The sequence below is a fragment of the Pseudomonas sp. MPB03 genome (genome assembly GCF_046605385.1).
GTDB classification, from domain to species: domain Bacteria; phylum Pseudomonadota; class Gammaproteobacteria; order Pseudomonadales; family Pseudomonadaceae; genus Aquipseudomonas; species Aquipseudomonas zanjanensis.
The window spans coordinates 4927082-4946346 of record NZ_CP176770.1 but is presented as its reverse complement, the minus strand read 5'-3'; the positions used below and the strand labels follow the sequence as shown (position 1 = coordinate 4946346).

Genomic DNA, 19265 nt, shown 5'->3' with positions numbered 1-19265 from the left:
CATCCGGCCGCTCCGTATAATGCCCCGCATTGCCACTTGGTATGGATGAACGGATTGCATATGACTGAACAGCGCCCGATTGCGGTCCTGGGGGGCGGGAGTTTCGGTACCGCCGTGGCTAACCTGCTGGCCGAGAATGGCCACCCGGTGCGCCAGTGGATGCGTGACCCGGAACAGGCCGAGGCCATCCGGGTCAACCGCGAGAACCCACGTTACCTCAAGGGCATCAAGATCCGCCCGGAAGTGGTGCCGGTGACTGACTTGCAGGCCACGCTGGAGGGTAGCGACCTGTTCTTCGTCGCCTTGCCGTCCAGCGCCTTGCGTTCGGTGTTGGCACCCCATGCCGAGCGCCTGAGCGGCAAACTGTTGGTGAGCCTGACCAAGGGCATCGAAGCCCAGACCTTCAAGCTGATGAGCGAAATTCTCGAAGAAATCGCCCCCAAGGCGCGGATCGGTGTGATTTCCGGCCCGAACCTGGCGCGGGAAATCGCCGAGCACGCGCTGACCGCCACGGTGGTCGCCAGTGAGGATGAGCAACTGTGCCAACAGGTCCAGGCCGCGCTCCATGGTCGCACCTTTCGGGTCTACGCCAGTGCTGACCGTTATGGAGTGGAGTTGGGCGGTGCACTGAAGAACGTCTATGCCATCATCGCCGGCATGGCGGTGGCGCTGGACATGGGCGAGAACACCAAGAGCATGCTGATCACCCGCGCGCTGGCGGAAATGACCCGCTTCGCCGTCAGCCAGGGCGCCAACCCGATGACCTTCCTGGGGTTGGCCGGGGTGGGCGACCTGATCGTCACCTGTTCCTCGCCCAAGAGTCGCAACTATCAGGTCGGCTTTGCCCTTGGCCAAGGCTTGAGCCTTGATGAGGCTGTGTCGCGCCTGGGTGAAGTGGCCGAAGGGGTCAATACCCTCAAGGTACTCAAGGCCAAGTCCCAGGAGGCGGGGGTGTACATGCCGCTGGTCGCCGGGCTGCACGCGATCCTGTTCGAAGGGCGCACGCTTGAACAGGTGATCGAGCTGTTGATGCGTGGTGAACCGAAGACCGACGTTGATTTCATTTCCACCAGCGGTTTCAACTGAACCGCTATTGACGCAAGCAGGAGCGAGCCATGAACGATCCGCAAGGGCAACCCCAATACGAATCCATCCTGCTGCGTGTGCTGTGGATGGTGATTTACCTGCTGGTCTGGCAGGTGGCGCAATTCATCCTCGGCGCCGTGGTGCTGGTGCAATTGATCTATCGGCTGATCTACGGCGCGCCCAGCGCGAGCCTGATGAATTTCGGTGACAGCCTGAGCCAGTTCCTGGCGCAGATCGGCCGTTTTGGCACCTTTCACAGCGACCAGAAGCCCTGGCCGTTCGCGGACTGGCCGACTCCACGCACGCCGGAAGGTGAAGCGCCTCACGCCGTGGCGCCGGCGCCGCACCCAGTCCGGGACGAGGAGCCGAAGCTATGAAATTGTGGGTATTGCGTCACGGAGAGGCAGAGCCTCATGGTGTGCGTCCCGATCCGGAGCGGGTCTTGACGGTGCATGGCCGCGAGGAAGTGTTGCTCAGTGCCGGCCGGTTGATGGGTGAGCCATTGCGGGCCATCTATGCCAGCCCTTATGTGCGTGCCCAGCAGACCGCGCAACTGGTGCGCGAAGCACTGGGTTTCGAACCTGAACTGATTACCGTCGATTGGCTCACGCCGGAGACCCGGCCGACGGAGGTGCTAAGGCATCTGGAGGACCAGGACGATGTGCTGCTGGTCAGCCACAACCCGTTGGTGGGCAGCCTGCTGGGCCTCCTGCAGCACGGCCACCTGCAACAGCCCGCGCAAGTGCAAACGGCTGGGCTGGCCGAGCTGGAAGGCGATATGCCGCTGGCCGGGGCGATGAGCCTCAAGCGCCTGTAATACCTGATCCACCCCAGCTCTGCGTCGCGGGCAAGCCTTGCTCCTTCAGTGCTGTGCAGGATTGAATGTAATAAAAACCAAAAAGGAAGGGCAGCGATGAGTCTATGGCGCACCACCCCCAACATCGAGCAACTGAACGCCGCCGGTAAAAACACCATCAGCGAAGTGCTGGATATCCGTTTCGAATCGTTCGACGACGAGTCCCTGACCGCCAGCATGGTGGTCGATCAGCGTACCCACCAGCCGTTCGGCCTGTTGCATGGCGGTGCTTCGGTGGTCCTGGCCGAAACGGTCGGGTCCATGGCCGCCTACCTGTGTGTGGATGCCAGCAAGTTCTATTGCGTCGGCCTGGAGATCAATGCCAACCACCTGCGCGGCGTGCGCAGCGGACGGGTAACGGCCACGGCCCGGATGGTTCACCTGGGCCGTACCACCCAGGTCTGGGACATTCGCCTGGTCAATGACGAGGGCAAGCTCAATTGCGTGTCGCGCCTGACCATGGCCGTGGTGCCGCTGGGTGAGCAACCACCGGCGCGTTGAACCCCTTATGGCGGGTGAAAGGCCCTTGTGGCGAGGGAGCTTGCTCCCGCTGGACTGCGCAGCAGGCCCAAGACCAGGCGCTGCGGTTTATCAGGCAGATGTTTTGGGGGCCTCTTCGCGGCCCAGCGGGAGCAAGCTCCCTCGCCACAGGTTTCATCGCTCATACAACCCCATAGCCCAAGCCCGACTGTCATCATTCCTGTCAGTTACGGTCATTGCCGCGCCGTCGGGTTCTGCGGACAATCTGCCGCAGTTCCCCAATGGATCGGCTGTCATGTCGCAACAGATTTTTTTCGCCCACGCCAATGGTTTTCCCTCGGCCACCTACGGCAAGTTGTTCGCCGCGCTGGCGCCGCAGTACCAGGTCGCGCACTTGGAATTGCACGGCCATGACCCGCGCTTTCCGGTAGACGACAACTGGCACAACCTGGTGGACGAACTGATCCATCACCTGGAACAGCAACCGGCGCCAGTGTGGGGCGTCGGCCACTCCCTGGGCGGCGTGCTGCACCTGCACGCGGCGTTGCGCTGCCCCGAGCTGTATCGCGGCGTGGTCATGCTCGATTCGCCAGTGCTGACCCGTACCGACCAGTGGGTCATCCTGGCGGCCAAGCGCCTGGGGTTCATCGATCGCCTGACCCCGGCCGGCCGGACCCTGGGGCGGCGCGAGGAATTTGCCGACCTGGCGTCGGCCCGGCAGTATTTTGCCGGCAAGACACTGTTTCGCGGTTTTGACCCGGATTGCTTCGACGCCTACCTGCAACACGGCCTGCAACAAGTCGGCGACCGGCTGCGGCTGCGCTTCGACCCGGCCACGGAAATCAGCATTTACCGCGGCGTGCCGCACACCAGCCCGGGTCGGCCCCGTAAGCTCAAGGTGCCATTGGCCGTGGTGCGCGGCCGGCAGAGTCGCGTGGTGATGCGCCATCACACCCGTTCGGTGGGACGCATGCTCCATGGCGAATCCCTGAGCATGCCCGGCGGTCACATGTTCCCCCTCGAACGTCCACAAGACACGGCGAACCTGCTCAAGAACCTCTTCCAGCGTTGGGAAGGGCGCAGCGCATGAGTGTGGTCGAAGAGGTCCGCCTGAGCCTGCCTCACATCGAACTGGCGGCTCACTTGTTCGGCCCGGAAGACGGGCTGCCGGTGATTGCCCTGCACGGTTGGCTGGACAACGCCAACAGCTTCGCCCGTCTGGCGCCCAGGCTCGAAGGGCTGCGGGTGATCGCCCTGGACATGGCCGGCCACGGTCATTCGGGGCACCGGCCGCCGGGTGCCGGCTATGCCTTGTGGGACTACGCCCACGATGTGCTGCAAGTGGCCGAACAACTGGGCTTGAAGCGCTTCGCCCTGTTGGGGCATTCCATGGGCGCTATCGTGTCGCTGGTGCTGGCCGGTTCCCTGCCGGAACGGGTGACGCACCTGGGGCTGATCGACGGGGTGATTCCTCCGACCGCCAAAGGCGATAACGCGGCCGAACGCATGGGCATGGCCCTGCAAGCCCAGTTGGATTTGCAGCAAAAACGCAAGCCGGTCTACAAAACCCTCGACCGGGCCATCGAAGCGCGCATGAAGGGGCTGGTGGCGGTCAGCCGTGAGGCTGCCGAGTTGCTGGCCCAGCGCGGCCTGATGCCGGTGCCGGGGGGGTACACCTGGCGCACCGACAACCGCCTGACCCTGCCATCGCCCCTGCGCCTGACCGAAGAGCAGGCCATGGCGTTCGTTGCCCGGGTCGCTTGTCCGGCGCATCTGGTGGTGGCGGCCGACGGCATGCTTGGCCAACACCCGGAGCTGCTGGAGCGTCTACCCTTCAGTCATGAGCAGTTGCCCGGTGGCCATCATTTGCACCTGAACGACGAGGTCGGTGCCGGGCTTGTAGCAGACTGTTTCAATCGGTTCTTCACCGTTCCTTGACTTGCGCCGGGCAACTGTCGAGGCTGGGCGGGTTGAAAAGGAGACAACCATGACAGACCTCTGTTTGCCAGCTTCGCAGTGCATCGACGACGCCCGTTGCGTTCACGCGTCCCAGGCCAAGCCGATCCGATGAAATTATCCGTTCACTCACTCGTCCTGCTGGCGCTGGCCTGCCTCAGCCCGGCGTCGTTCGCCGTCGATGTGCCGGGCAGTCGCGACCTGGAACGCGTGCCGCGCATGCCCGATGCCCAGATCGTCGATTACCGGCAAGGCAGCGACCTGGAACGCGTCTACCCCATGGGGTCGATTCGCAAGATCAGCGGCCAGTTGCGCTTTGACGGCCAGGTCGATGCCCGTGGGAATGTCACGTCGGTCACTTATGAACTGCCGCCGGAACATTCCGCCACCCAAGCCTTTACCGCGGCTCGCGAAGCGTTGCAGAAACAGGGCGCCGAGCTGTTGTTCTGGTGCCAGGCCCGCGATTGTGGCGAAAGCAGCCTGTGGGCCAACGACGTCTTTGGCAACGCCAAGCTCTACGGCGCCGACAACGGCCAGGCTTTCCTGCTGCTGCGCCTGGCGCCGCCGGCGGACAACACGCTGATCGCGCTTTATTCCATCACTCGCGGCAATCGCAAGGCCTACCTGCATGTCGAGCAGTTCGAGGCGAACGCAGCGCTGGGGGACTTGCTGCCGACATCGGCCACGCTGTTGCGCCAGCTCAAGGACACCGGGGTCCTGGACTTGCCGCGTCTTGCCGGTGAGCCGGACGACACCTGGTTGCGCCTGTTGTCCCGGGCGCTGAACCTGGACACGGGCCTGCGGGTCAGTATCGCCGGTCCCCGGGCCGAGGACTGGCGTGAGGCACTGGCGGGCCAGGGGGTCCGGGCGGCGCGCATGGAGGCCGCCAGCGGCGAGGCGGCGGGCTTGCGCCTGGAACTGCTGCGCTAAGCTGTGTCGGGGCAGCGGGTTTCACGCCGCTGTCTCGGTCCTGTTCATTTTTTCGAGACCCTACATGCTCAATAACGATCGGCTGTTGGTGCAGATCCTGCTCCTGGTGTTGTTCGGCGCAAGCCTCTGGGTCATGGCGCCGTTCTGGTCGGCGCTGTTCTGGGGCGCGGTGCTGGCGTTCGCCAGTTGGCCGTTGATGCGCCTGCTGACCCGCTGGGTCAATGGCCGCGAATCCCTGGCGGCGGCGTTGCTGACGGTGGGTTGGATGCTGTTGGTGGCGGTGCCGCTGGTGTGGCTGGGTTTCAACCTCGCCGACCACGTGCGCGATGCCACTGCGTTCATCAAGGACGCACAAGTCGATGGCTTGCCGGAAGCGCCCGACTGGCTGGCCGGCGTGCCGTTGGTGGGCGGGCGGCTGGTTGGCATCTGGAACAGCATCGACCAGCAGGGCGCGGCCATGATGGTGTCCATCAGGCCGTACCTGGGACAAGTCGGTAACTGGCTGCTGGCGCGCAGTGCGCAGATTGGCGGCGGCATACTCGAGCTGACCCTGAGCATCGTGTTCGTGTTCTTTTTCTATCGCGATGGCCCACGGCTGGCGGTGTTCGTCCATGGGCTGCTGGAGCGTCTGATCGGCGACCGTGCCGGTTACTACATCGAATTGGTGGCCGGTACGGTGCAACGGGTGGTCAACGGCGTGATCGGCACTGCGGCGGCCCAGGCCGTGCTGGCGCTGATCGGCTTCCTGATCGCCGGGGTGCCAGGGGCACTGGTATTGGGGATCGTCACGTTCCTGCTGAGCCTGATTCCCATGGGCCCACCCCTGGTCTGGATCCCCGCCACGGCGTGGCTGGCGTGGAAGGGCGAATACGGCATGGCGGTGTTCCTCGGCATCTGGGGCACGTTCATCATCAGTGGCGTGGACAACGTGCTCAAACCCTACCTGATCAGCCGTGGCGGCAACTTGCCCCTGGTCATTGTGTTGCTGGGGGTGTTTGGCGGGTTGATCGCCTTCGGTTTCATCGGCCTGTTCATCGGCCCGACCCTGCTGGCGGTGGCGTACAGCCTGTTGACGGACTGGAGCAAAAGCCAGGCGCGGTAGTTTGGGTGTCGAGTACCTTGTGGCGAGGGAGCTTGCTCCCGCTGGGTTGCGAAGCGACCCCAAACCATTACCTCGGTCAGCCTGACACTCCGCAGTGCCTGGTTTCAGGGCTGCTGCGCGGCCCAGCGGGAGCAAGCTCCCTCGCCACAGGGTGATCGCCGACCCATCAGGCTTTACAAAGCCTCCAGATCAATGCCGACCCATCGGGCTCCACAAAGCCTCCAGATCAACCCCAACCCCTGTGGGAGCGAGCTTGCTCGCGATAGCGATATGTCAGTCAATATCGATGTTGGCTGACAGGGCCTCATCGCGAGCAAGCTCGCTCCCACAGGGAAGATAAACGGGCTTAGGGGCGAGGCAAGCTGATCACCGCTGTCAACCCACCCCCGGGCGTCTCCTCCAGGCTCAACTGCCCACCCAGGCGTTCAGTGGCTTCCCGGGCGATGGTCATACCCAGGCCAACCCCGCCGGAGTTGCGATTGCGCGAACCTTCCAGGCGGAAAAAGGGTTCGAACACCGCCTCGCGCTTGTCTGCGGCAATACCGGGGCCGTGGTCGATGACTCGGATCAGCAGCAGATGTTTCTGGTCCTGCAAGGTAATCAAGGCATGGCCGGCGTAGCGCAGGGCATTGTCGATGAGGTTGTTGAGGCACGAGCGCAGTGCCATCGGTTGTACCTGCAGTGGTGCGCAGGTCCCGCTGACCTGCACATCCGAGCCCTGGTCCTGGGCGTTTTCGCTCAATGATTCGGCCAAGGCCTGCACGTCCATCCATTGCAGCGCTTCACTGGTGCGCTGTTCGTGCAAGTAGGTCAGGGTGGCATCGAGCATGCCGATCATGTCGTCCAGATCCTGGCGCATCTGGCCTTGCAGCTTGACGTCATCGATCTGCTCCAGACGCAGCTTGAGCCGCGAAAGCGGTGTGCGCAGGTCATGGGACACCGCGCCGAGCATGCGGGAACGCTGCTGCACCTGCTCGCGGATCCGTTGCTGCATCAGGTTGAACGTATGGGCCGCCTGCCGTGCCTCACGAGGGCCGTTTTCCTCCAGTGGCGGGCTGTCGAGGTCCTCGCTCAGGCGCTCGGCGGCATCGCTCAGGCGCTGGATCGGTCGGGTCAGAAGCTTGGCGCCGTACCAGGCCGCGATGATCAGGCACACGAATTGAAACGTCAGCGGCACCACCGGGCCACCGAACCAGGGGCGTGGACGGCGATTGGGGGGCGGGCCGAAGCGCGGGGGACCGTCGCCTTGCTGGCTCATTCCAGGCGGCGGCCCGGGAGGTGGCGGTTGGTCGTAATGGAAAAACCAGGCAAAGGCCAGCAGATGCGCCAGGACAATCGCCAGCAGCAACACGCCGAACAGGCGACCGAACAAGGAGTCCAGGCGCAATCGCATCAACCGATGTCCCGGGCGTCGAATAAATAACCCTCACCGCGCACCGTCTTGATCAGTTGCGGGGCCTTGGGGTCGTCGCCCAGCTTTTGGCGCAGGCGTGACACGAGCAAGTCGATGCTGCGGTCGAACGCTTCGATGGAGCGACCACGCGCCGCGTCCAGCAGTTGTTCGCGGCTGAGCACCCGGCGCGGTCGTTCGATGAAGACCCACAACAGGCGGAACTCGGCATTGGACAGTGGCACCACCAACCCGTCGCCCGAGATCAGTTGGCGCAATACGCTGTTGAGCCGCCAGTTGTCGAAACGGATATTGGCCCGCTGCTCGGTGCGGTCGTCGCGCACCCTGCGCAGGATGGTCTGGATACGTGCCACCAGTTCCCTGGGTTCGAACGGCTTGGCCATGTAGTCATCGGCGCCCAGTTCCAGGCCGATGATGCGGTCGGTGGGCTCGCAACGGGCGGTGAGCATCAGGATCGGGATGTCCGATTCGGCGCGCAACCAGCGGCACAACTGCAAGCCGTCCTCACCCGGGAGCATCAGGTCGAGCACGACCACGTCGAAGTGCTCAGCCTTCATCGCCTGGCGCATGGCCGCGCCATCGGTCACGCCGCTGGCCCGAATGCTGAAGCGGGCCAGGTAATCGATCAGCAGTTCGCGGATCGGCACGTCATCATCGACGATCAGCGCGCGAGTGCTCCAGCGCTTGTCATCTTGAGTGTCAGAATTTGCAACAGGGTGGGTCTGCATAGATGCATCATCTGCCAGGTTGGCTGCCAACCGCAAAGAAGGCGGCGAGGTTGAGGCTTCAGCATAGGCGTCGTGCCGCGAGGCGTGAAGCGGTGAAAAGGGCGGGTTGTGGCGGCGGACGGTAGCGTGTCGACGTGTTGTATGCATGTCATGAATGTATCGGCTTCGACACAAAGGCCGGTATCGTCCATGCTGCGGCGAGGGACGATGAGATTTACCGATCATCGGGTCCCGCACGGGCGCTCCTTCCGCTACAATGCGCGCCGATTTCGACTTGCCTGAGAGCCCGCTCATGTCCGCCTGCCAGACGCCCATCATCGTCGCCCTGGATTTCCCCACCCGTGACGCCGCCCTGAAGCTGGCCGACCAGTTGGACCCCACGCTTTGCCGGGTCAAAGTCGGCAAGGAACTGTTCACCAGTTGCGCTGCGGAAATTGTCGGGACCCTGCGTGACAAGGGTTTCGAAGTGTTCCTGGACCTGAAATTCCACGATATCCCCAACACCACCGCCATGGCCGTCAAGGCGGCTGCGGAGATGGGCGTGTGGATGGTCAACGTGCATTGCTCCGGTGGCCTGCGCATGATGGCGGCCTGCCGTGAAGTGCTGGATCAGCGCAGCGGCCCGAAACCGTTGCTGATCGGCGTGACCGTGTTGACCAGCATGGAGCGCGAGGACCTGGCCGGGATCGGCCTGGACATCGAGCCCCAGGAGCAGGTGCTGCGCTTGGCGGCGTTGGCGCAGAAGGCCGGCCTGGACGGTCTGGTCTGTTCAGCCCTGGAGGCCGGCGCTTTGAAAGCAGCCCATCCGGCGCTGCAACTGGTGACCCCGGGGATTCGTCCGGCGGGCAGCGCCCAGGACGACCAACGTCGCATCCTGACCCCGCGCCAGGCGCTGGATGCCGGCTCCGACTACCTGGTGATCGGTCGCCCGATCAGCCAGGCCGCCGATCCGGCCAAGGCCTTGGCGGCGGTCGTGGCCGAACTGGCCTGAGCAAACACTGAGGATCCCTACTGTGGGAGCGAGCTTGCTCGCGATAGCGGTAGGTCAGTCAATATCAATGTTGACTGACAGGGCCCCATCGCGGGCAAGCTCGCTCTCACAGTTGTTTTGTGTCAGGCCTTAACCTGCATCCACAGCTGATGCGTATCAGACCTTGAGGACGAGCTTCCCGAAGTTCTCCCCGCTGAACAACTTGGTCAGCGTCTCGGGAAACGTCTCCAGTCCTTCGACGATATCTTCCTTGCTCTTGAGCTGACCCTTGGCCATCCAGCCGGCCATTTCCTGCCCGGCGGCAGCGAACTGCGAGGCGTAGTCCATGACCACGAAGCCTTCCATGCGTGCCCGGTTGACCAGCAGTGACAGGTAATTGGCGGGGCCTTTCACCGCTTCCTTGTTGTTGTACTGGCTGATGGCGCCGCAGATCACCACGCGGGCCTTGAGGTTCAGGCGGCTGAGTACGGCATCGAGGATGTCGCCCCCGACATTGTCGAAATACACGTCCACGCCTTTGGGGCACTCGCGCTTGAGGCCGGCATGGACGTCTTCGTTCTTGTAGTCGATGGCGCCGTCGAAGCCCAGTTCATCCACCAGGAATTTGCATTTGTCGGCGCCGCCGGCAATGCCCACCACGCGACAGCCCTTGAGCTTGGCAATCTGCCCGGCGATGCTGCCCACCGCACCGGCGGCCCCCGACAGTACCACGGTCTCGCCGGCCTTGGGCGCGCCGACGTCCAGCAGGGCGAAGTAGGCGGTCATGCCGGTCATGCCCAGGGCGGACAGGTAGCGGGGCAGCGGTGCCAGTTTCGGATCGACTTTGTAGAAACCTCTTGGCTCGCCGAGGAAGTAATCCTGCACACCCAAGGCCCCGTTGACGTAGTCCCCGACCGCGAACCCCGGGTTGTTCGAGGCGATCACCTGGCCGACGCCCAATGCCCGCATCACTTCACCGATGCCGACCGGCGGGATGTAGGATTTGCCCTCGTTCATCCACCCGCGCATGGCCGGGTCCAGGGACAGGTATTCATTCTTCACCAGGATCTGGCCGGCTGCCGGTTCGCCCACCGGGACTTGCTGATAGGTGAACGTCTCGCGGGTCGCGGCGCCTACCGGGCGTTTGGCGAGCAGGAACTGGCGATTGGTCTGGGCGGTCATGGTTGGCACTCAAGATGAATGAAGTCTTGTTGATAGACCTTCGAAGCATTTGCCGCAAGCTTTGCCGATACAGCGAATGCAGTTCGATCCAACACAGTGATAGTTCGCCCAGGGGCCTTATCACTGGCACCCATGAATGCTCAACCGGCAGTTGGATAGTGCTGCCGTGCTCTCGGGACCTGTGGCTAGACTGGCGTCATCTCCCGCATTCTTCGAGGAACTGACAATGAGCATGACGTTTTCCGGACAGGTTGCCGTGGTCACGGGCGCCGCCGCTGGCATTGGCCGCGCTACCGCTCAGGCATTTGCGGCAGAGGGCCTGAAAGTCGTGGTGGCCGACCTGGACGCGGCGGGCGGCGAGGGTACGGTGCAGGCGATTCGTGATGCGGGCGGCGACGCAGTGTTCGTGCGCTGCAATGTCACGCTGGAAAGCGATGTGCAGCAACTGATGGACGAGGTGATCAAGACCTACGGTCGCCTTGACTACGCCTTCAACAACGCCGGGATCGAGATCGAGAAGGGCAAGCTGGCCGACGGCACCCTCGATGAGTTCGACGCGATCATGGGGGTCAATGTAAAAGGCGTCTGGTTGTGCATGAAGTACCAGTTGCCTTTGCTGCTGGCCCAGGGCGGCGGCGCTATCGTCAATACGGCCTCGGTGGCCGGCCTGGGCGCAGCGCCGAAAATGAGCATCTATGCCGCCTCCAAGCACGCCGTGATCGGCTTGACCAAATCGGCCGCCATCGAATACGCCAAGAAGAAGATCCGCGTGAACGCGGTCTGTCCGGCGGTGATCGACACCGACATGTTCCGTCGGGCCTACGAGGCAGACCCGAAAAAAGGCGAGTTCGCCAATGCCATGCACCCGGTGGGGCGTATCGGCAAGGTCGAGGAAATCGCCAGCGCCGTGCTGTACCTGTGCAGCGACGGCGCGGCGTTCACCACCGGCCATTCCCTGGCGGTGGACGGTGGGGTCACGGCGTTCTGAGGACGCTTCCCTTGGCTTGTAGGACGAAGCCCGCACTGGTTGCGGGCTTTTTCTTTGGGGGGTGGAAACGGTCTATCAATGTGTTTCAAAGGGTGAGAATCAGCGGTTTTGGCGGCTTTGTCGTACATCGCTGGGGGATGGCCTGTGCTTAACTGTTTCCGGAAATAAAACAAACGCTTAGGAGCTTGGTTACTCATGGAGTTGAGAATCGACCGACAGGCCTTGGTGCCTGTCGTGCAGCAAATCGTCGACGCGCTGACTGGATGGATCCGACAGGATGCGGTGCAACCAGGGACTCGCCTGCCGTCCGTCCGCCAACTGGCGCGGCAGAACCTGCTCAGCCAGTCCAGCGTCAATGAAGCGTGTGAGCGCCTGGTTGCCCAAGGCCTGCTGGCGTCCCGGCATGGTTCCAGCTTTTTTGTCGCACCATCCCCGGCGCCCGGGGTCGTGTCCACCGACCCGAGTCGCCAGCAGGACACGTTCGCTGAAGGCGGTGAAATCCCGCAATGGGCGTTGCCGCTGGGGTGTGGCGGGTTGCCCGAGAGCTGGCGTGAAAGCGATGACCTGGGCTATGCGATCCGTCAGGTCACCCGCACCGATATGGCGGGGTTGTTCAACTACAGCACGCCGTTGGGGCTGCCCGCCTTGCGCGAGCAACTGTCCAGGCGCCTGAAGCAATTCAATATCGAGGCTGATAAAGACTCGATCCTGACCACCGCTGGGGCTACCCAGGGGCTGGACCTGATCGTGCGGACACTGTTGCAGCCAGGCGCTTGCGTGATAGTGGAGAGCCCAGGCTATTCAAACCTGTTCGACCTGCTCCGGTTGCACAAGATCGAGATGCTCGAACTGCCCAGGACCCCGCGCGGCCCGGACGTCGATGTGCTGCAAGACTTGTTGGCGAAACACCGGCCCAGTGCGCTGTTCGTCAACAGCGCCTGCCACAATCCGACCGGCACCAGCCTGGCCCCGGCCGTGGCCCAACGGTTGCTGCAATTGACGAAGCAACACGCCGTGCTGGTGATCGAAGACGATGCCTATGGCGACTTCCAGAGCTCGGCGCGGACCCGGCTGGCGGCGCTGGATGCCGACGTGGTCTACGTGGGCAGTTTCTCGAAGACCCTGAGCAGTTCGTTACGCGTCGGTTTTGTGGTGGCCGGGCCGTCCACCATTGCGCGTCTGAGCGAGGTCAAGGGCATTACAAGCATGGGCGTGTCGCGGTTCTGTGAGTCGGTGCTTGCCAATCTCCTGGCCAACGGGGCCTATCGCAAGCTGGTCCAGCGCCAGCGGCAACGCCTGGGCGTCGATACGGCGGCGCTGTTGCAGGTATTGGAGGACGCCGACTGGGAGGTGTTTGGCAAACCCACCGGAGGGCTTTTCATCTGGGCGAAACCGCCAATCAACGACTACGCTGGATTACAGCGTCTGGCCAGGCGCTTCGGTGTGCTGTTGTCTTCGTCTACGGCCTTCAGTCCTTCGGGCGCTGACAGCGACTGGCTACGGATCAACGTGGCCTATGCCCGTGATCCCCGGGCGCTGGTTTTTTTTCGGGCCGCAACGCTGGATCGACCTCAAGTGTCCTGAAAACGACGAAGCTGTAGCTTTTTGCCATTATTCCGACGCCAGCATCTTGTGTTGCAGGGCGTCTCGTTGCGAATCTGCAATCAACACACACTGGCAGAGGACTGGGCGCAATGATTTCGGCCGTGCAAGGACGTTTTGCCAACCTGGGTATGGCAAAAAAACTGGGTATCGGATTTGTCCTGGTGCTGCTGTTGACCGCTGTGGTCGCGGCCATCGGCGTCTGGTCCCTGCAGACCATCAGCCATCGTTTCGGTGGCCTGAAACAGATGTCGTCCCTCAACAGCGGGTTGCTCAAGGTCCGGCTGCTGGAGCAGGAGTACGCCTCGCGTTCCGACCCCAAGACGGCCGATGCCCTGCGCCAAGGGGTCGACGGGCTTGTGGCCCTGGCGAACGAGCTCAAGGCACAGTCGGCTGCCAATGTGCCGGTGATGAATGATGTCGAGCAGGCGCTGGGCGCGTACCGCAAGGCGTTCGATGAGTTTGTCGGGTTGAGCCAGAGCAAGGACCTGGCACTGGAAATGGCCAGTTGGTCGGTGTCCAGCGTGGCCAACAACCTTGATGTGTTGCAGGCCGGGCTGGCGGATGACGGTACCTATACCTTGAAAGACTCCGAAGGCAAGGAGGGTGCCGAATTCATCGAGCAGGCCAACCAGATCAGCGAAGTGTCGCGGTTGATGTTGCAGGCCATGAATGAAGCGCGGGTCCGCCTGGACCAGAGCCGCAAAGGCAATGTCGAGGGCGCCGGAGAAGGCAGCATTGAACAGGCCGAGCAGGCGATGAAACAGGCCGAAGCGCTCAAGACCACGGTCAAGGACCCGGGTTACCAGACCGTGCTGAACGAAGTGGCCGGCCACATCGCCGGTTTCAACCAGCAACTGGCCGAATACACCGGACTGCTGGCGAAGGAAAAAATCGTCTACCAGCAACTGCACGAGCGGGCCGACCAAGTGGTGGCGCGGGTCGACCAGGCCTTCAGTGCCGAAGACCAGGCCATGCAGGCAGAATTGAAGAAGAACTCGCTGCTGATCGTCGGTTCGTCGGCCTTGGCGTTGCTGGTGGGGTTGATCGCGGCGTGGGTTATCACGCGGCTGATCGTGACGCCGCTGCGCAGCGTCATTCGCGTTGCCCAGCGGATCGCGGCGGGTGACTTGAGCGCCACGGTCGAAGTGACGCGCCGGGACGAGATTGGCCAGTTGATGCTGGCCATGCAACAGATGGGCGCAGGGCTGAGCAGTATCGTCAGCGGCTTGCAGGCCGGGATCGAGCAATTGGCCAATTCGGCGCAGTCGCTGTCGGCGGTGACCGAGCAGACCAACCTGGAAGTCAGCAGCCAGAAAGAGGAAACCGAGCAGGTCGCCACGGCCATGAACCAGATGACCGCCACCGTGCACGATGTGGCGCGCAATGCCGAAGAAGCGGCACAAGCGGCCCAGACGGCCGACGACAAGGTCGAAAGCGGCCAGCAGGTGGTGCGCCAGAGCATGGTGCGCATCGAACAACTGGCCGATTCGGCGACGTCGGCCAGTTCCAGCATCGAAAGCCTCAGCGCCGAGATCCAGAACATCGGCACGGTGCTGGAAGTCATCAAGAGCGTGGCCGAGCAAACCAACCTGCTGGCGCTCAATGCCGCTATCGAGGCGGCCCGCGCCGGGGAACAGGGCAGGGGCTTCGCAGTCGTTGCCGATGAAGTGCGGGCCCTGGCCAGGCGCACGCAACAGTCCACCGAGGAGATCGAACGGCTGGTGAGCGCCTTGCGTTCAGCGGCCCAGGCCTCCGTTCAGCAGATCCAGAGCAGCGGCGAGCTGGTGAAGATGGCGGTCAGCGACGCACTGCAGACCGAGAGCGCCTTGGGCAGCATTGCGGCGGCGGTGTCGTTGATCCAGCAGATGAACCAACAGATCGCCGCGGCGGCCGAGCAACAGAGCTCGGTGGCCGAAGAGATCAATCGCAGCGTGACCAGTATTCGCGCCAGCGCCGATCAATCCTCCCTGGCGATGCGCGGCAATGCCGCATCCAGCATCGAGCTGGCACAGTTGGGGGTTGAGTTGAAAGGAATGGTGGGGCATTTCAGGTTGTAAGCCGGTGGCGGCTCGACACCTATACCTGTGGCGAGGGAGCTTGCTCCCGTTTGGGTGCGAAGCACCCACCGCTCAAGGACCGTTGCGCCCGAAGTGTTGGGCCGGCCCAGCGGGAGCAAGCTCCCTCGCCACAAGGGAACTCGCTTCGGCCCTTAATCTCAGTCGTAGACCTTCTTCTTTTTCCACTCGTCGTTTATTTCGTCGTCCTTCAAGCCCTCAGTCAACTGGTTGACCTCGCCCTCGACCGGCTGGGTGCTGGCCAGGACCTGGGCATTGGCGCGGGCCAGGAGTTTTTCCAGGTAGGCCAGTTGTTCGGCGTAGACCTGGGGTTCCTGTTGCTTGCGCAAGTACTGCACGCCGCGCTCGAAGGCCAGGCGGGCCTGCCCGGGTTGTTCCTGCTGCAACGCCTGTTGGCCGAGATTGTTGAAGAACTCGATGTGCAGTAGCACCAGGATATGCCGCACTTCACGGATCCAGCGCTTGGCTTCGTTGGGCGGCAGGAAACCGTCCTGGGCGGCGCGGGTGATCTGGCCGTGCAAAGCCTCGAGCAGAAAACGTACGTCCTTGGCCTTGGCTTCGGTCTGGATCGGTGCCGGCGGATTGTTCACCGGGATCGATTCACCTTGGGCGGCCAGTGCGCTCAATTCGTCCAGGCGTGCCTTGACCGTGGAATTGGTTTTTTCCAGGTTCAGCAAGCGCTGGCAGACGTTCATCTCGAGGCGGGTCATCAACAACTTCAGGGCAGGGGTCATCAACTGCCCGGGAAAGGTTTCGGTGAGCTCGCCACAGCGACGCATGCGGTCGTTGAGTTCTACCTTGGTGCGGGCCTTTTCCAGCTTGTTGTTTTCCACCACGTGGTTCATGTAGCCAATGGCGATCAACAGGGCGATCCCGGCTACGACGAGCAGGGTGATCATGAGTGGTGTCACCGGTAAGACCTCTTTATTAGGGTACGCATGTCATGAGTGTAGTGGCTTGGCTTTTAAGCGCATAGGCCCGAGCGACGCGATTAGACGGGCGTCGTGCTGTTTATAGGAAGCATAACCGGGTAGGAGCACATTGCCATCATTTGCCGGGCGCGACTATAGCGTCTCGGCGGGCGACAGAATATAGGCGTCAGAGACCGGACGAGGGAAATCTGTGGATCGCCCCCTCAAACCGGGCGAAGTCATTGATTTAAATAAATTTATATCTGGGGGTTGACGACCCTTCAATCCATCCATAGAATGCGCGCCACTTACAGCGTAAAGCACTCAGCCAAACGCTCTAAGCAGTGAATGTTGTACGTGTGTCCCCTTCGTCTAGTGGCCTAGGACACCGCCCTTTCACGGCGGTAACAGGGGTTCGAGTCCCCTAGGGGACGCCAATGCGGGAATAGCTCAGTTGGTAGAGCACGACCTTGCCAAGGTCGGGGTCGCGAGTTCGAGTCTCGTTTCCCGCTCCAATTTAAACAGCGTTGCTTTCGGGCAGGGCTGAGTGAAGCCAGAGCCGACATCTTCGGATGCGGATTTGGGCACTGAAATACACACCATGTGTTTCAGTTAGTGTGTCCCCTTCGTCTAGTGGCCTAGGACACCGCCCTTTCACGGCGGTAACAGGGGTTCGAGTCCCCTAGGGGACGCCATTTGCGGGAATAGCTCAGTTGGTAGAGCACGACCTTGCCAAGGTCGGGGTCGCGAGTTCGAGTCTCGTTTCCCGCTCCAAATTCAAAAAAACGCTGCTCATATGAGCGGCGTTTTTTTATGCCCATGAAAAGACCGTCCAGCGCTCTTGTGCCTACAACGAGCGATTTTCGGTGTCTGAGGAGACTGGCGGCGCTTTACCTTAAAAATGAAGGTGAAGCGAAATTACTTCATGCAAAACTTAAGGGAAAACCTTTAGGAAGATTAATAGTTCATTCCTAAAAAAAAGCACTTCTCCTAACCTTCCAGTACCCATTCTGGAGGTGCGCTTATGCTGGTTTTTATTAAATCGATGGTCATTGGGCTGTGTATTGCAGCCCCGGTGGGACCCATTGGGCTGTTGTGCATACAAAGAAGCCTGATGCAGGGATGGAGGGCAGGTTTCGCGACGGGATTGGGGGCGGCCACCGCCGATTCGATCTATGGATTCATCGGGGCCCTGGGGGTCACGGCCATCATCGCGACGCTCATCAGCTTTAAACCTTGGTTGTGCATCTTCGGCGGGCTATTCCTCGCCTATATCGGCTATCAGACAATACGGTCGAAAGGCGGCGCGACCGCGATGGCGGGTGAGCGGGCCGATATGTTCAAAGCCTACTCGACCACGCTGTTCCTGACCCTGTCGAACCCCATGACCATCTTGTCGTTTATCGCGATATTTGCCGCGTTGAGCGATGGCATGGCCAGTGATCAAGGCGGCCAGCACGCCTTGTTGCCGATGGTGACCGGTATATTCCTGGGCTCGGCGGCCTGGTGGCTGGGGTTAAGCGGGTTCTCCTCCATTTTCAAGGCCCGGATTGCCGAATCCAAGCTAAGGCTGATCAACTATTTTTCAGGGGCGATCATCGCCGTTCTGGGGGCGTATCAGGTCGCCACGGGTGTCATGCTGGCGACGGCAACCTGATTGAAAATGATGCACAAAAAGAGGTCCTACTGCAGCCTGGACTCAACATACGCCCTGAATCGGCCTATTGCCTGGGTGACGTCTGAGGCGGTGGCATTGCTGAATGAAAGCCTGACTTGGTTAGCCGCCTCATTCGTCAGCGAAAATAAAGTGGTCGGAAAGACGATCACTTTGAACTGCTGGGCGCATTCGCGCATTTCAGCTTCGCCAAAGACGAAAGGCAGCTGCACATTGATGAAGAAGCCGCCTGTTGGGTGATTCCAACTGACCGATCCATGAACGCCAGACTTGAGCGGAAATTCACGTTCAAGGCATTCAAGCATGTGGTTCCTTTTGTTCGTATAGGACAACACCCTGGGCTGGTTCAGCCCCTTCAGCGAGTAGTCGTTCTCGATCAGCACGCCGGCGACGACCGCTTGGCACAGGGCTGGAGTGTTAACGGTGATCAGGCTTTTGGCCTTGCACAACCTCGTGTTGAACGACATGACGCCGGCACCCTGCGGAGCGACCACATAACCCATGCGCAAGCCCGGGAAAATCGATTTGGCAAAAGAACCGAGCAAGAACACCCGACTGCTGTCGATGGACTTCATGGACGCAATGGCAGCGCCTTCGTACCTGAAGTAGCGGTAGGCCGTGTCTTCAAGGATGAAAAAGTTCTTTTCCCTGGCCAAGGCAAGCATGGCTGTCCTGGCGTGATAGGAAAGGCTGTCGGCGGTCGGATTGCTGAAGTCTGGAACGGCATAAAGTGCTTTGATTTTTTCTCCTCTGGATTCAAGTGCTTCAACGATCTTGCGCAGGGCGATCGGGTCTAGAAAAGCCGCCATGGGAACCGGGACGATCTTTATGCCCAGCAGTTTTGCGATGCCGGTAATCCCGGAAAACACCGGGTCAGGCACCAACAACACCCCACCGCCTTCAAAGATGGACAGGAGCGTCAAGGTGCAGGCTTCCTGAAACCCCAGGCACACCACGATGCTTTCAGGATTGGAGACGGTTATCCCTTCATCCACCTGCAAATAGGTGGCGATCGTTTCATTGATGATCCCGGAGGTTTTTCCATATTGGCAAAGCAGCGTCGCCAGCGATTGCTCGGTGCCGGCGACATGATGTTTGTAGTGGGCCAGGCCCTTGTCGATGAGCGCCGGGTCGCACTGCTGATCATCGGGTCGACCGGAAGCCAGTGAAATGGCCTGCGGGTTTTCTTGGGCGATGGAATTTAGAAGGTGGATAACGTTCAGGATGGGGTCGTCGAATATCGTGTTTTCGAATGCGCCGGACACTTTCTTTGCTCCATAAAAAAGCAACGAGCCATTGAAGGCTCGTTG

At 61.6% G+C, this 19265-nt stretch carries 18 protein-coding genes, 4 tRNA genes and 1 pseudogene; 18 read left to right on the top strand and 5 right to left on the bottom strand.

The features are described 5' to 3' along the window. Positions 1-60: 60 nt before the first annotated feature. The 8 genes from ACLH0I_RS21335 (at position 61) to ACLH0I_RS21300 (ending at position 6410) form a co-directional block, all read left to right on the top strand. Complete coding sequence (locus ACLH0I_RS21335) at positions 61-1086, top strand: NAD(P)H-dependent glycerol-3-phosphate dehydrogenase (RefSeq protein ID WP_250964736.1); 1026 nt, start codon at positions 61-63, stop codon at positions 1084-1086. A 29-nt stretch (positions 1087-1115) separates the two neighbouring features. Further along, a complete protein-coding gene (locus ACLH0I_RS21330; RefSeq protein WP_046063632.1) occupies positions 1116-1463 on the top strand; it encodes a DUF4389 domain-containing protein in 348 nt (115 codons plus the stop codon). Next, entirely contained in the window at positions 1460-1903 is a 444-nt protein-coding gene (sixA, locus tag ACLH0I_RS21325; RefSeq protein WP_250964735.1) for a phosphohistidine phosphatase SixA, read from the top strand. The genes ACLH0I_RS21330 and sixA overlap by 4 nt, the downstream gene beginning before the upstream one ends. Before the next feature lie 96 nt (positions 1904-1999). Next, a complete protein-coding gene (locus ACLH0I_RS21320) occupies positions 2000-2443 on the top strand; it encodes a hotdog fold thioesterase (protein ID WP_186708110.1) in 444 nt (147 codons plus the stop codon). A 274-nt stretch (positions 2444-2717) separates the two neighbouring features. Next, positions 2718-3512 (top strand): alpha/beta fold hydrolase, encoded by a 795-nt coding sequence (locus ACLH0I_RS21315; RefSeq protein ID WP_057451981.1) that lies wholly within the window; start codon positions 2718-2720, stop codon positions 3510-3512. Next, on the top strand, positions 3509-4360 hold the full coding sequence (locus ACLH0I_RS21310) for an alpha/beta hydrolase (protein WP_411385317.1): 852 nt from the start codon (positions 3509-3511) through the stop codon (positions 4358-4360). The genes ACLH0I_RS21315 and ACLH0I_RS21310 overlap by 4 nt, the downstream gene beginning before the upstream one ends. 129 nt (positions 4361-4489) lie before the next feature. Beyond that, the gene (locus tag ACLH0I_RS21305) at positions 4490-5308 is read left to right on the top strand and encodes a DUF4892 domain-containing protein (RefSeq protein ID WP_411385316.1); all 819 of its coding nucleotides are present in this window, start codon (positions 4490-4492) and stop codon (positions 5306-5308) included. A 64-nt stretch (positions 5309-5372) separates the two neighbouring features. Then, the gene (locus tag ACLH0I_RS21300; protein WP_186708104.1) at positions 5373-6410 is read left to right on the top strand and encodes an AI-2E family transporter; all 1038 of its coding nucleotides are present in this window, start codon (positions 5373-5375) and stop codon (positions 6408-6410) included. Positions 6411-6756: 346 nt separating this feature from the next. Here ACLH0I_RS21300 and ACLH0I_RS21295 read toward each other — a convergent pair whose 3' ends face one another. Continuing rightward, the gene (locus ACLH0I_RS21295; protein ID WP_411385315.1) at positions 6757-7803 is read right to left on the bottom strand and encodes a sensor histidine kinase; all 1047 of its coding nucleotides are present in this window, start codon (positions 7801-7803) and stop codon (positions 6757-6759) included. Then, positions 7803-8549 carry a response regulator gene (locus tag ACLH0I_RS21290; protein WP_411385314.1) on the bottom strand — a complete coding sequence of 249 codons (747 nt, stop codon included), beginning with the start codon at positions 8547-8549 and terminating at the stop codon, positions 7803-7805. Before ACLH0I_RS21290 ends, ACLH0I_RS21295 begins: the two co-directional genes overlap by 1 nt. 292 nt (positions 8550-8841) lie before the next feature. On the opposite strand from ACLH0I_RS21290, the gene pyrF reads away from it, so the two are divergent. Beyond that, complete coding sequence (pyrF, locus tag ACLH0I_RS21285; protein WP_411385313.1) at positions 8842-9540, top strand: orotidine-5'-phosphate decarboxylase; 699 nt, start codon at positions 8842-8844, stop codon at positions 9538-9540. A 156-nt stretch (positions 9541-9696) separates the two neighbouring features. On the opposite strand, the gene ACLH0I_RS21280 is transcribed toward pyrF, so the two are convergent. Next, positions 9697-10701, bottom strand: coding sequence for an NADP-dependent oxidoreductase (locus tag ACLH0I_RS21280; protein ID WP_186730477.1), 1005 nt, complete (start codon positions 10699-10701; stop codon positions 9697-9699). Between the two features lie 226 nt (positions 10702-10927). On the opposite strand from ACLH0I_RS21280, the gene ACLH0I_RS21275 reads away from it, so the two are divergent. From ACLH0I_RS21275 to ACLH0I_RS21260, 4 genes and pseudogenes are all read left to right on the top strand, one after another. Beyond that, positions 10928-11689, top strand: a complete 762-nt coding sequence (locus ACLH0I_RS21275) for an SDR family oxidoreductase (RefSeq protein ID WP_250965219.1) — start codon at positions 10928-10930, stop codon at positions 11687-11689. Between the two features lie 195 nt (positions 11690-11884). Next, the gene (locus ACLH0I_RS21270) at positions 11885-13273 is read left to right on the top strand and encodes a PLP-dependent aminotransferase family protein (protein WP_411385312.1); all 1389 of its coding nucleotides are present in this window, start codon (positions 11885-11887) and stop codon (positions 13271-13273) included. A 110-nt stretch (positions 13274-13383) separates the two neighbouring features. Continuing rightward, positions 13384-14442 (top strand): annotated as a pseudogene (locus ACLH0I_RS21265) (HAMP domain-containing protein); the annotation flags it as partial. A 27-nt stretch (positions 14443-14469) separates the two neighbouring features. Beyond that, positions 14470-15351: a methyl-accepting chemotaxis protein gene (locus ACLH0I_RS21260; RefSeq protein ID WP_411387543.1), complete on the top strand. Its 882-nt coding sequence runs from the start codon at positions 14470-14472 to the stop codon at positions 15349-15351. A gap of 158 nt (positions 15352-15509) precedes the next feature. Here the strand turns inward: ACLH0I_RS21260 and ACLH0I_RS21255 are convergent, their stop codons facing one another. Next, entirely contained in the window at positions 15510-16268 is a 759-nt protein-coding gene (locus ACLH0I_RS21255) for a hypothetical protein (RefSeq protein ID WP_186708088.1), read from the bottom strand. A gap of 373 nt (positions 16269-16641) precedes the next feature. Between ACLH0I_RS21255 and ACLH0I_RS21250 the strand changes: the two genes are divergently transcribed. The 5 genes from ACLH0I_RS21250 to ACLH0I_RS21230 all read left to right on the top strand — a co-directional run bounded on the left by ACLH0I_RS21250 (position 16642) and on the right by ACLH0I_RS21230 (position 17937). Beyond that, positions 16642-16717 (top strand) — tRNA-Glu (locus ACLH0I_RS21250). Positions 16718-16719: 2 nt separating this feature from the next. Continuing rightward, a tRNA-Gly gene (locus ACLH0I_RS21245) sits at positions 16720-16795 on the top strand. A gap of 104 nt (positions 16796-16899) precedes the next feature. Next, positions 16900-16975, top strand: a tRNA-Glu gene (locus tag ACLH0I_RS21240). A 3-nt stretch (positions 16976-16978) separates the two neighbouring features. Then, a tRNA-Gly gene (locus ACLH0I_RS21235) sits at positions 16979-17054 on the top strand. Between the two features lie 250 nt (positions 17055-17304). Then, positions 17305-17937 (top strand): LysE family translocator, encoded by a 633-nt coding sequence (locus tag ACLH0I_RS21230; RefSeq protein ID WP_411385311.1) that lies wholly within the window; start codon positions 17305-17307, stop codon positions 17935-17937. 26 nt (positions 17938-17963) lie between these two features. Here the strand turns inward: ACLH0I_RS21230 and ACLH0I_RS21225 are convergent, their stop codons facing one another. Then, entirely contained in the window at positions 17964-19220 is a 1257-nt protein-coding gene (locus ACLH0I_RS21225) for a PLP-dependent aminotransferase family protein (protein WP_411385310.1), read from the bottom strand. Positions 19221-19265: the final 45 nt, after the last annotated feature.

Excerpts from the sequence above, each read along its gene's own strand:
- ACLH0I_RS21335 (WP_250964736.1), top strand. The coding sequence starts at position 61 with ATGACTGAACAGCGCCCGATTGCGGTCCTGGGGGGCGGGAGTTTCGGT.
- ACLH0I_RS21330 (WP_046063632.1), top strand. The coding sequence starts at position 1,116 with ATGAACGATCCGCAAGGGCAACCCCAATACGAATCCATCCTGCTGCGT.
- sixA (WP_250964735.1), top strand. The coding sequence starts at position 1,460 with ATGAAATTGTGGGTATTGCGTCACGGAGAGGCAGAGCCTCATGGTGTG.
- ACLH0I_RS21320 (WP_186708110.1), top strand. The coding sequence starts at position 2,000 with ATGAGTCTATGGCGCACCACCCCCAACATCGAGCAACTGAACGCCGCC.
- ACLH0I_RS21315 (WP_057451981.1), top strand. The coding sequence starts at position 2,718 with ATGTCGCAACAGATTTTTTTCGCCCACGCCAATGGTTTTCCCTCGGCC.
- ACLH0I_RS21310 (WP_411385317.1), top strand. The coding sequence starts at position 3,509 with ATGAGTGTGGTCGAAGAGGTCCGCCTGAGCCTGCCTCACATCGAACTG.
- ACLH0I_RS21305 (WP_411385316.1), top strand. The coding sequence starts at position 4,490 with ATGAAATTATCCGTTCACTCACTCGTCCTGCTGGCGCTGGCCTGCCTC.
- ACLH0I_RS21300 (WP_186708104.1), top strand. The coding sequence starts at position 5,373 with ATGCTCAATAACGATCGGCTGTTGGTGCAGATCCTGCTCCTGGTGTTG.
- ACLH0I_RS21295 (WP_411385315.1), bottom strand. The coding sequence starts at position 7,803 with ATGCGATTGCGCCTGGACTCCTTGTTCGGTCGCCTGTTCGGCGTGTTG.
- ACLH0I_RS21290 (WP_411385314.1), bottom strand. The coding sequence starts at position 8,549 with ATGCAGACCCACCCTGTTGCAAATTCTGACACTCAAGATGACAAGCGC.
- pyrF (WP_411385313.1), top strand. The coding sequence starts at position 8,842 with ATGTCCGCCTGCCAGACGCCCATCATCGTCGCCCTGGATTTCCCCACC.
- ACLH0I_RS21280 (WP_186730477.1), bottom strand. The coding sequence starts at position 10,701 with ATGACCGCCCAGACCAATCGCCAGTTCCTGCTCGCCAAACGCCCGGTA.
- ACLH0I_RS21275 (WP_250965219.1), top strand. The coding sequence starts at position 10,928 with ATGAGCATGACGTTTTCCGGACAGGTTGCCGTGGTCACGGGCGCCGCC.
- ACLH0I_RS21270 (WP_411385312.1), top strand. The coding sequence starts at position 11,885 with ATGGAGTTGAGAATCGACCGACAGGCCTTGGTGCCTGTCGTGCAGCAA.
- ACLH0I_RS21260 (WP_411387543.1), top strand. The coding sequence starts at position 14,470 with ATGCTGGCCATGCAACAGATGGGCGCAGGGCTGAGCAGTATCGTCAGC.
- ACLH0I_RS21255 (WP_186708088.1), bottom strand. The coding sequence starts at position 16,268 with ATGATCACCCTGCTCGTCGTAGCCGGGATCGCCCTGTTGATCGCCATT.
- ACLH0I_RS21230 (WP_411385311.1), top strand. The coding sequence starts at position 17,305 with ATGCTGGTTTTTATTAAATCGATGGTCATTGGGCTGTGTATTGCAGCC.